General features: G+C 67.7%; 8 protein-coding genes. 3 read left to right on the top strand and 5 right to left on the bottom strand.

The features are described from left to right. The first annotated feature begins 96 nt into the window (after positions 1-96). Positions 97-1,422, top strand: coding sequence for a hypothetical protein (locus tag M2428_RS21910; RefSeq protein WP_277528080.1), 1,326 nt, complete (start codon positions 97-99; stop codon positions 1,420-1,422). 305 nt (positions 1,423-1,727) lie between these two features. Further along, complete coding sequence (locus M2428_RS21915) at positions 1,728-4,355, top strand: trehalase-like domain-containing protein (protein ID WP_277528081.1); 2,628 nt, start codon at positions 1,728-1,730, stop codon at positions 4,353-4,355. Between the two features lie 35 nt (positions 4,356-4,390). On the opposite strand, the gene M2428_RS21920 is transcribed toward M2428_RS21915, so the two are convergent. From M2428_RS21920 to M2428_RS21940, 5 genes are all read right to left on the bottom strand, one after another. Further along, positions 4,391-5,560: a DUF1524 domain-containing protein gene (locus M2428_RS21920; protein ID WP_277528082.1), complete on the bottom strand. Its 1,170-nt coding sequence runs from the start codon at positions 5,558-5,560 to the stop codon at positions 4,391-4,393. A 153-nt stretch (positions 5,561-5,713) separates the two neighbouring features. Then, positions 5,714-6,844, bottom strand: coding sequence for an FAD-dependent oxidoreductase (locus M2428_RS21925; protein WP_277528083.1), 1,131 nt, complete (start codon positions 6,842-6,844; stop codon positions 5,714-5,716). Between the two features lie 43 nt (positions 6,845-6,887). Continuing rightward, positions 6,888-7,814 carry an AEC family transporter gene (locus M2428_RS21930; protein ID WP_277528084.1) on the bottom strand — a complete coding sequence of 309 codons (927 nt, stop codon included), beginning with the start codon at positions 7,812-7,814 and terminating at the stop codon, positions 6,888-6,890. Positions 7,815-7,975: 161 nt separating this feature from the next. Further along, positions 7,976-8,404, bottom strand: a complete 429-nt coding sequence (panD, locus tag M2428_RS21935; protein WP_028275366.1) for an aspartate 1-decarboxylase — start codon at positions 8,402-8,404, stop codon at positions 7,976-7,978. 95 nt (positions 8,405-8,499) lie between these two features. Next, positions 8,500-9,450: a LysR family transcriptional regulator gene (locus M2428_RS21940; protein WP_277528087.1), complete on the bottom strand. Its 951-nt coding sequence runs from the start codon at positions 9,448-9,450 to the stop codon at positions 8,500-8,502. Between the two features lie 142 nt (positions 9,451-9,592). On the opposite strand from M2428_RS21940, the gene M2428_RS21945 reads away from it, so the two are divergent. Then, the gene (locus M2428_RS21945) at positions 9,593-11,056 is read left to right on the top strand and encodes an amino acid permease (RefSeq protein ID WP_277528089.1); all 1,464 of its coding nucleotides are present in this window, start codon (positions 9,593-9,595) and stop codon (positions 11,054-11,056) included. Positions 11,057-11,197: the final 141 nt, after the last annotated feature.

Below are 11,197 nucleotides of genomic sequence, written 5' to 3' on the forward strand. Positions count from 1 at the left end.
GCTCATAGCGTTAAGCCCCTCAGGGTGCCGATGTGGTCCGCCGGCCGGCGGTGGCGCCCGGATCCGCGGATACATGGCGAAAACCCAGGTGCACCCATGAAGATCAAGTCCACAGCCGCCGCCACGCTGCTCGTCCTGCTGTTCCTGGGCGGATTGCTCGGCGGTGCATCCGCACCGGCCTCGACCGAGGGTGCCACGTATTACGTGAGCGCGGACGGCAGTGACTCCAGTGACGGAACATCGCCACAATCGGCCTGGGCGACCCTCGATAAGGTCAACGTCACGGCGTTGCGGCCCGGAGACTCCGTCAGCTTTAGGCGCGGAGACATCTTCTCCGGAGGCCTGGTGGTCGGCCGGGGCGGCACCAGCCGGCTCAAGATCACCCTGAATGGCTACGGAACCGGCAATCTGCCCGTCATTACGGGGGGACTGACGGGCACCTGCGTCAGGCTCGACGGCGACTACGTCACCGTGGACGGCCTGCGGGCGGAATCGTGCGGCTATGCAGGCTTCAGCATCTACGGTGACCACAGCTCCGTGCGGCACTCCGCCGCGGCGAACAATGCCGCGGGTATCAAGGTGAGCGAGGGCTCCGATTTTGGCAGCTATTCCAACAACACGCTCGCTGACAACAACATCATGAACGTCAACACCCCGGGGGAGCGGTGCGGCACGGCGACAGCCGTGCAGTGCACCGATGATTCGGGTGCCTTCGGCTTCCTGATCAACGGCAGCGACAACGAGTTCGCCGGCAACACCATCACCGGTTCCACCGCGGTGTCCTACGACTTTGGCCACGACGGCAGCGCGTTTGAAATTTTCAACGGCAACCGGAACCGGATCCACCACAATGTGGCCGTGGACAACAACGTCTTCTCCGAATTGGGGCGCGGAAGGGGCGGAACCGCGGACGGCAACACGTACAGCTACAACCTCGTCCGGTCCACCTGCGGCCCTAATTGTTCCCAGGCCATGGGGCTGATCGCGCGCGGCAGGACGTCGTCCTTCGGTCCGACCAACGGCACCACGTTCGAATACAACACCGTATGGCTGGACGGTCCGGACTCCCAGGCCCTCGTGTGCCACGCCTCATGCCCGGCCTCCACCGTCATCCGGGGCAACATCCTGGTGGCGGCCCGCAACGCCCTGTGGATGGATAGCGCCGGCTGGACGGAGCAGGGGAATGTCCTCAACGGCCCCGTCAACATCGCTCCGAGCGCCACCTCCACCACCGAGCCCGCCGACTTTGTGAATGCGCCCGCGGATCTCCACCTCTCCGGGGCGAGTCCGGCCATTGATCGGGCCGGCATCAGTCCGTTTCCCATGGATCTGGACGGGCGGCCGGCCAACCAGGAGGGCGACTGCCGCGGCGATGGCGCGGCCGATGCGGGAGCCTACGAATACAGGCCGGTCAACTGCTGAAACGCCGCGGCGGGGCGCTGCTCCGTTGCCGCCGGGCCGGCGACTAACCCTGCAATATCTACCCGATCGTCAGACAGGGGATTGCCGCAGCTGCCCGCTCCGGCCGGGTGAGCATTGCGCCGGCTGCTTCACCCTCGTGAGCCTTGTGGCCGGCTGACCCCACGGCAACGTCCGGCGCTTGTAGACGTTACATACCTGCAACCGCCGGGACACCCGGGCGAAACTGTGCCAGGAGGATACTGGAACTACGCCCTCCCGGGGACGATTCTCATGCAGCATTGGGGACTATTCGAAGGACTCCGCGCATGCCCACTCCGCTCAATCAGTCCTTGGCTGACTCTGCCCTCCTGACAAAATCCCTCCCGTTGGGCCTGCTCCGCGCTTTCGTGCAAACCAACGCCGCCGACGACGGGCTGACGCCGCAGTTGCTTGCGGACCTCAAAATCCTGGCCCGCACCCCTGGTCTGCTGGTGGCCTGCAATTACGGCGGAACCCTGTGCGCGGCGGAAGGCATCTCCACCGAAACCCTGCCGCTGGGCAGCGCGGCGATTGCGCTGCGTGCGCTGGCTGCCCTGCCCAACACCCACGCCGCCGTCATCTCGGGGCGTTCCCTGCGGGATCTGGCCGCGGTCTCACGGCTCCCTGCAGAGGTGCACCTTGTCGGCTCGCACGGCGCGGAGTTCGACATGGGCTACGCCCACGGGTTGTCCCTCGCTACCGAATCAGTGCTGCAGCAGGCCAGCCAGGCCCTCGCCGAAACCGTGGGCGCCTGCCGTGGCATCAGCATCGAGCGGAAGCCGGTCGCCGTGTCCGTGCACACCCGCCCGGCTGCACCCGACATCGTTGCGCTGGCCACCAAGCAGGCAGAAGAGATCGCCCAGGCGCACGGGCTGTCCTTTATTGTGGACGGCTCAGTCCTGGACCTGTCTGTGGTGGAACCGTCCAAGGCCTCCGCCTTGGAGCACCTGCGCTCCATGCTCGGCGTCAGTGCCGCCCTCTACGCCGGCGACGCGTCCAGCGATGAGCTGGCCATGGCAACGCTGCGCGGGCCGGACATGGCGCTGCGCGTGGGGGAGGGGCCCAGCGTGGCGAACCACAGGCTCCGGGACCCGGAGTCGTTCGCCCGGGTCCTGGCGATCCTGTTCGAACTGCGGCGGGCGTGGCTTTTCGGCGAGGACGCCGTGGGCCTGGAACGGCACTCCATGATCGGCAACGGCTCCTCCACCGCCCTGATCACACCGGACGCGAAGATCTGTTGGATGAGCCACCCGCTGCCGGACTCGGGGTCGCTGTTCGCCCATCTCCTCGGCGGCGATGCGGCCGGCCACTTCTCCGTGGAACCGGTGAAATCCGAGCAGGTCCTGGGCCAGCGCTACGTGGACAGCACCATGATCGTCGAAACCCGCTGGGCCGACGTCACCGTGACGGACTACTTGGAGCCGGCCCCGGAGGGCATCACCAGCTTGGTCCGGGTGTTATCCGGCACCGGCATGGCGAGAATCGTCTTCGCTCCGCGGCCGGACTACGCGAATGCGCCGTTCAGCATGGAGGCGCGCGGGACGGAGCTGCACGTCGTGGGGACCGCGGATCCGATCACTCTTCTGGCGCCCGGCGTGGCCTTTTCCATCACCTCGGACGGCCGGCACGCCACCGCCACGGGCGAGGTCGACTTGCGGGACGGGCCCGTGGTCCTCAACCTGCGCTGCGGCGATACGGAACCGCAGCCCGCGGTGCCCGAAGACGAGACCGGGCGTCGCACCGCCGTCGTCCATCATTCCCGGCGCTGGGTCCACGAGCTGCAACTGCCGGGCGTGAAGCCGTCGCTGGTCCGCCGGTCCGCGCTGGTGCTGCGGGCCCTGGTCCACGAACCCACCGGCGCGGTGCTGGCCGCGCCTACCACCTCACTGCCGGAGGGAATCGGCGGCACGCGGAACTGGGACTACCGGTACTGCTGGCTGCGGGACGGGTCCATGACCGTCAACGCCCTCGTGGACCTGGGCTCCACCGCCGAGGCCGAGGGCTTCCTGGCTTGGCTGGGCCGGATCCTGGCCCACGCCCCGGGCCCGGAGTGGCTCCATCCGCTCTACTCGGTGACCGGGGCGCCATTGTCCACCGAGGCCATCATCGAGAGCCTGCCCGGCTACGCGGGATCGCGCCCGGTCCGGATCGGGAATGCTGCCGACCACCAGGTGCAGCTGGACGTGTTTGGCCCGATTGCCGAGCTGATTCACGCCCTCAGCGCCCGCCAGGGCGTGCTCTCCGACGACCACTGGGAACTGCTGGTCCAGATGGCCGCGGCCGTGCTGGCCCGCTGGCATGAAGCGGACCACGGCATCTGGGAGGCCAGGCGGGCGCCGCGGCACCATGTCTACACGAAGGTGATGTGCTGGGTGGCGCTCGACCGGGCGCTGCGCACGGCCGCCCGGCATGGTCGCGAACCGCTGCCGGCCTGGGAGCCCACAGCGGCGAGAATCCGGCAGGAAGTCCTGCGCGAAGGCTGGGACGAGACGGCGTACTCCTACACAGTGGCGTACGACAGCCCGGACCTGGATGCAGCCGTGCTGCACATCGGTCTCTCCGGACTGCTGGACGTCAACGACCCCCGCTTCCTGGCCACCGTCACGGCGGTGGAACGGGAACTGCGGGTGGGGCCCACCGTTTTCCGCTACAGGTACGACGACGGCCTGCCGGGCTTGGAGGGCGGTTTCCACATCTGCACCACGTGGCTGATCGAGGCCTACATCGCAGTCGGCCGGATCGAGGAGGCCTGGGACCTCTTTGACCAGCTGGTGAACCTGTTCGGACCTACGGGGCTGCTGCCCGAGGAATACGATCCTGGCACGGAAACCCACCTGGGCAACCATCCCCAGGCGTATTCGCACCTGGGCTTCATCCGCTGCGCCAGGCTCCTGCACGAGCACCAGAAGAACTGATCACCACCGGAATTGACCGGAAGCAGGGCCGGCCGCTACTCGCAGCCGACGCCGTCCCCGTCGCGGTCCAGCTGCCGGCTGTACCCCGGCTGGCCGACGTGGATGGGCGCCGCGCCGGCTGCGCGGACGGCGGTGCAGTTCGCGTAGGTTCTTGCCGCGGGTGCAGGGGCAGGCGCGGGGGCGGGGGCCATCTGGACCTGGGCCGGGGCTGGCGCGGGCACGGCCGCAGGCGCCGTGGCGGGCTGCCGTGCGGGTGGTGCCTGCGCGGCCTGCGCTGGAGCGGATGCCGGCCGGGTGGTCGGGGCCAGGGCGTCCGGGCAGTCCGAGAGGACCCGGGCCATGGCATCGTGCTCGGCCTGGGTCACCCAGAGCCCGTAGCTGGACTTCACTGATATTTGGCGGGCGACGTAGTTGCAGCGGTAGGACTTGTTCGGCGGCAGCCAGGTGGCGGCGTCTCCGTCGCTCTTGCTTTGGTTGGCGGGGCCGTCCACCGCCAGCAGGTTCAGGGGATCGTTGGCGAAGGACAGACGCTGCGCCGGACTGAGCTTTTGCGCGCCCTTCTGCCAGGCGTCGCTGAGGGCCACGACGTGATCGATCTGGACCGCGGTGCTGGTGGCGTTGCCGCGCCGGAAGTTGATGGCGATGGCCGTGTAGGGGTCGGCCAGGACGCCGGAGAGCACCACGCAGGCCCGCGTCCCCGGCTTGAGCGCGAGGGCCGTGAGGTCGCGGCGGAGCACGTCATTGCGGGTATCGCAGCCGTTGTGGTCAACGTCGGACCAGGCCGGGCCGAACTGCTCGCGCGAGTAGCCCGTCTTTGGTGCGCGGCCCTTGACGGGCAGGGTCGCCAGCACCTGGCGGGCTTTGCTCGCAAAAGCTGGCTGCTGGTGCGGGGCGCCGACGCCGGGAACTTCCCCACTGGGAACATCGACACTAGGTGCCGTGTCCGGATCCAGCGGGGCGCTGTCCGTGCCGGCTGACGCGGTGGCGGGGGAGCTCGCGACGGCGGTCGGAGCGGCGGCCGGGGCCGTCCCGGGGCTAGCGCAGGCCGTGGCAGATACCAGCAGCAGCCCTGCCAGCCCGGCCGCGATCCAGTCCACCACGCCGATGTTCCGGCTGCGGGAGCTTTCCGACGGCGTGCTGTCTGACTGGGTGCTGTTGGATTGGGCGCTGCCTGATGTGACCCTGCCTGCTGTGACGCTGTGCAATTCTTCCCCGCTTCGTGCGCTGTTGCCCCTGCTATCCGCGGGGCGGCTTAAGACCGGTCCCAGCCTACCGGCGCACCCAGCCACGCGATGGGACGCCGCGTCGCTCCGGACGGAACCGGACGGCCGAACAGAATGCAGGCGCCCCTGCGGGAGTCAGCGGACCCCCGGCCGGGATGCCGAGAAGATGGCGGGCGCCCCGCCGTCGCCGGTTGCGAGATCGGCCAGGATCCTGCCCACCACCGGCGTGAACTTGAATCCGTGCCCGGAGAAGCCGGCACCGATGACCACCGGGCCGATCCGGTCCAGGACAAAATTCTCATCCGCCGTGGTTGTGTAGGTGCAGCTGATGTCGGTGAGCGAGTCGGCGTCCACCCCGGGCAGCCAGTCCAGGGCGTAGCGCTGCAGGGCCGCCCGCTGTTCGGGCTCCGCGGCGAAGGTCCGCCGGTCCGGGTCCACCGCCGGACCCACCCCGTGCCATCCGGCCTTGATCCCCTCGCCCGGCGTCTGCATGCCGTAAACGGGCGAGCGCCAGTAGGCGTACGCCTCCCCGTGGCCGGGCATGTGGTTGAACCCCGGCCACTGGGCGCCGGGGTCCGTGATGGCGAAGTGTGCGGGCTGTTCCTGGGTGACAGTCAGCCGGGGCAGCGGCGCCGCGCCGGCCAGCAGCTTCGTGGTCCAGCCGCCGGCGGTGACCACGGCCTGCCTGGCGGAGAGCATCTCGGTGCGGCCGCCGGACTCAAGCGTGAGCCGGACGCCGTCGTCGAGCACTTTCAGCTCAAGAACCTTCACGTGATGGCGGATCTCGGCACCGAGGCCGGCGGCCAGGCGCTGCAGGGCCGGCAGTGCGGCGTCCGGATTCAATTGGCCGCCGTCCGCCATGTGCAGCACGCGCTGGTCGAACCGGATGCCCCGCCAGCGCTCGGCAGCCTCCTCGGCGGAGAGGAACTCGGCCCGGAGCCCCGCGGCAAGCAGCGCGTTGCGGACCTCGGGCAGCCGCGGGTCGGTGCCGTGGTTCACGACGCCGGTGCGCGCCAGCAGCCGCTCGCCGGAGTCCGTTTCCAGCTCACTCCACAGCCGGGCCGCCTCGGCCAGCATGGCAACGTAGTCCGGATCCGCGTAGCCGGGGTTGAAGTTCCGGGTTGTGCCGTGGGAGGCACCGTTGCGGTGGCCTGGCCCGAATTGCTCCAGCAGGGTCACCTCCCGCCCGCGCCGGGCCAGCGCCCAGGCGGTTGCGGAGCCCATCGCGCCGCCGCCGATGACGACTGTGTCCAGGGTTGATTTCAAGGGTCCTCCTCCGGGGTTTGGTGCGGCCCCGCCGCGGATACGGTCAGGCCAGCAGCAGGGCTACACCGATCATGGCAGGGACAGCTACCACCGTCGTGATCAGCACGGTGTCCTTGGCTACTGTGACGCCGGTGCGGTAGCGGCTGGCCGCGACGAACACGTTTTGGGCGGTGGGCAGGGCAGCCGTGACGACGGCGGCGAACAGCGCCTGCTCCTGCATGCCGAGGACAAAGCGGGCAAACAGGTAGGCCACCAGTGGATGGACGATCAGTTTGAAGAAGCTCGCCAGCAGGGTGTCCAGCCGGCGTCCGGCGGCCGCCTGCAGCGGCGCGGAGTTGTTCAGGCTCATGCCGAAGGCGATCAGCATGGCCGGGATGGCCGCTCCGCCGATCAGGTGGATGGGCTCCATGATCAGCGGCGGTACCTGCCAGCCGGTTCCGGCCACCACCAGACCCAGCCCGGTGCCGACGATCATCGGGTTCCGCAGGATCATGAGCACGAACCTCAGCGGCGTGGTGCGGTGCGAGCTGGTGGTGGCATCCAGGGCCATGAGGAACAGGGGAGTGAAGAAGGCCAGCTGGAAGATCAGCAGGGGTGCAACGTAGCTGGCATCGCCGAGCACGAAGACGGCGATGGGGATGCCGAGGTTGGCTGAGTTGGCCAGGGACGCGCTCATGGAGGAAATGAGGGCCTCCGGTACGGGCCGCTTGAGCGCGAACCGCACGATACCAAAGAACAGGACCGCGGTTATGACGGCTCCCACCGCCGTCACGAGCAACGGCGCGGCAAAGACGCTATGCAGATTGGCCTTGCTGAGCGTCTCGAAGAGCAGGGCGGGGCTCGCGACGAAGAACGTCAGGGCGCTGAGGACGGAGCGGGCGTTCTCGCCCAGAATGTTGCGCCGGCCCACGAACATGCCGACCAGGATGATGACCCAGACGACGAAGAAGCCTGCCAGTACCCCTAACACGCTGTTCTCTGCATCGGGGCGGGAGGGCGGCGGGTAAAGGACACCGCTCCAGAGTAATCAGCTTTATTCCCCAGACCGTCCTATTACGCCCGACGGCGTGGGGCCGCGTCCCCTGCGCAGCCTGCTGCTGGACTCGGCAGGCGGGGCTGGGGCTGGGGCCGCTAGTTCAGCGCGGCGTTATTCAGCGAGTGCGGGGGGCGCATGAGGCCAGGCGTCATGCCCTCCGCGGGGTCGTTGCCAATCTGGACAATCTTGTTGTCCTGATCAACGTGGACCACCTTGGGGTTGTACGCCTTCGCCTCCTCCGTGGTCATCTGGGCGTAGGTAATGAGGATGACGATGTCGTTCTCGTGCATCAGGTGGGCGGCGGCGCCGTTGATGCCGATCACGCCGGAACCGCGCTCGCCGGCAATCGTGTAAGTCTCGAGCCGGGCGCCGTTCGTGACGTCGACAATCGCCACCAGTTCCCCGGGAAGGATGTCGGCCGCCTCCAACAGATCCAGGTCCACGGTGACGGATCCGACATAGTGAAGGTCCGCGTGCGTGACCGTCGCGCGGTGGATCTTGGATTTGAATATTGTGCGATTCATAACGCCACCAGTCTAGCGCGGGGCCACCGCGCGCGCTGTGGCCCACCGCACACGCAGCAGGCCTGCCGCGCAGGCCGGTCCGCAGAGGGCTGCAGTCACGCGGGCCGGTCCACAGGGGCCGGATCAAGGGCGCCGGCCGCAGCCGCGGGCACGATTGATGCCGCCGTCAACGCCAGGATTTCGCGGGCTGCCAGCAGGGCCGGCCGCCTGGCACTGGACCGCCGCACCGAGGTGAACACTGTCCGGTGCGGATCCCCGGGCAGGTCCAGGAGCTGCGCGCTGGTGCCGCGGCCGGTCCACACGAGGTCGGGCATCAGGGCCACAGCATTTCCCGATTCGATCAGCCGGATCTGGGCCTGCAGGTCGGCGGTTTCAAAGCGGACGTCGGGCTCAAAGCCGGCGCTCCGGCAGGCCTGCTCGGCCCAGTGCCGGGAGGCCGCTCCGCGTGGTTCCATCACCCAGGGCAGCCCCGCGGTATCGGTCAGCGTCCTGATGGCGTCGCGCCCGGGCGAAGCGGGTGGAACGGCGAGCCGGATGGCGTCGCGGGTCAGGGCCACGCGGTCCAGTTCGGCGTAATGCGGGGCGGCATGGCCAGGGTACTGCTCGGCGATCACGAGGTCGAAGTCCCGGGCCCAGGTCTCGTGAAGGGCCGTCTCCGGTTCCCGCTGGGTCATTTCCACCCGGACTTCCGGGTAGCTGTCTGACATCCTGGTCAGGGCGTCCGGCATGAGTGCCAGCGCGGCGGACTGGAAGACCGCAATCCGCACGGTACCGGTAACCGTGGTCAGCGACGCGGCCAGGTCCGCCTCCGCCTGCTCCAGGGTCTCCAGGAGCTGGGAGGTGTGGGCCACCAGGACCTCGGCCTGCGGGGTCAGCTGCACGCGGCGCCCGGTCTTGCGCAGGAGCTCCACTCCGGCCTCCTTCTCAAGGAGGGCCAACTGCTGCGAGACTGACGACGGGCTGTACTGGAGCGCCTCGGCCACTTCGGCCAAGGTGCCCCGGATCTTCAGTTCGCGCAACAGTCGCAAACGCCGGACGTCGAGCATCGCTTTTCCTTTGTGAATTCTGATGATTATTCATTAAGAGAATTCACTTTATCTAATGCAATCGGGCTTGCATACTGTTGTCACTCGGTAACGCCCATCACAGGGTGGATTGATGGGCATCACACCTAAGCAGGAGGCCCTGATGGCTACACAGGATTCGTCACAGTCGATCATGCGGCGCAAGCCCATCGACGACATTGAAGAAGAAAACAAACACAGCGGACTGCACAAGAGCCTGGGGCTCTGGCAGCTGACGGCCATCGGCGTTGGCGGCATTATCGGCGTCGGCATCTTTTCTTTGGCGGGCCTTGTGGCCCACGGCAGCGAGACCGAGCCTGGAGTCGGTCCCGCCGTGCTCGTCTCGTTCCTGATCGCTGGCCTGGCATCCGCCGCCGCGGCGCTGTCCTACGCCGAGTTCGCCGGCATGATCCCGCGGGCAGGCTCGGCTTACACCTACGGCTACGTTGCCCTCGGCGAGATCATCGGCTGGTTTATCGGCTGGGACTTGCTGCTGGAGTACATCGCCATCGTGGCCGTGGTGGCCATCGGCATCTCGGGCTACTTCGACGCTGCCCTCTCCGGCGTCGGTATCCATATGCCCGTCTGGATGACTTCGACGCCGGATGAGGGCACGGGCGGTATCATCAACCTTCCCGCGATCCTCGTCTGCCTGCTGGTGACCTGGATCCTCTCCCGCGGCACCAAGACCTTTGGACGCTTCGAGCTGATTGCCGTCGGCATCAAGGTGGTGCTGATCCTGTTCATCATCGGCCTGGGCGTCTTCTACATCAACACCAACAACTACAACCCGTTCTTCCCCAGCGGCTTCGGTCCCGTGGTGGCCGGCTCCGCGACGGTGTTCTTCGCGGTGTTCGGCTACGACGCCATGAGTACCGCGGCGGAGGAGGCCACCGACGGCAAGAAGCACATGCCGAAGGCGATCATCCTCTCCCTAATCATCGCCATGCTGCTCTATGTCGCCGCCACCCTGGTGCTCACCGGCATGCAGAACTTCACTGAGATCGACCCCAAGGCCGGCTTCGCCTCCGCCTTCAATAGCGTCGGGCTGCCGGTGATCGCGACGATCATCTCTGTGTTCGCCGTCCTGTCCATCCTCACGGTGATGCTGACCTTCCTCCTCGGCGTCACCCGCGTCTGGTTCTCGATGAGCCGCGACGGCCTGCTGCCCGGCTGGTTCTCGAAGACGGACCAGCACGGCACGCCGCAGCGCGTGACCTGGATCGCCGGCGCCGGGGCCGCAGTCCTGGCCGGCATCCTCCCGATCAAGGCCGTCGCGGACCTGACCAACATCGGCATCCTGGCCGCGTTCGTCGTCGTCTGCTTGTCGGTGATCGTGTTCCGCTACAAGAAGCCCGACGCCCCGCGGACCTTCCGCCTGCCGCTGATGCCGCTGGTGCCGGCGTTCGGTGTGCTTTCCTCGCTGTTCCTGATGTTCCAGCTGCACTGGGAGACCTGGCTGCGGTTCGTCATCTGGCTTGTGGTCGGCCTGATCATCTACTTCACCTACGGCCGCAAACACTCGCTGATGAACCCGGACAGCCCGCGGCACGAAGAGATCGTGGAGATGCACCGCCCCCTGACGTAACCACCCCACTTCCCCGTTGCGCTATCACTCCTGGCTCCCATTCACAGCCCAAAGTCAACTGGTGGGAGCAACGCCGGGGATTAGGCTGCGTGCAGCAGCTGGTTCAGCCGGCTGGCTGGGGTTTCGAGGTTGAGGGTGGGC

This window comes from Arthrobacter sp. ES3-54 (genome assembly GCF_029504395.1).
GTDB lineage: Bacteria > Actinomycetota > Actinomycetes > Actinomycetales > Micrococcaceae > Arthrobacter.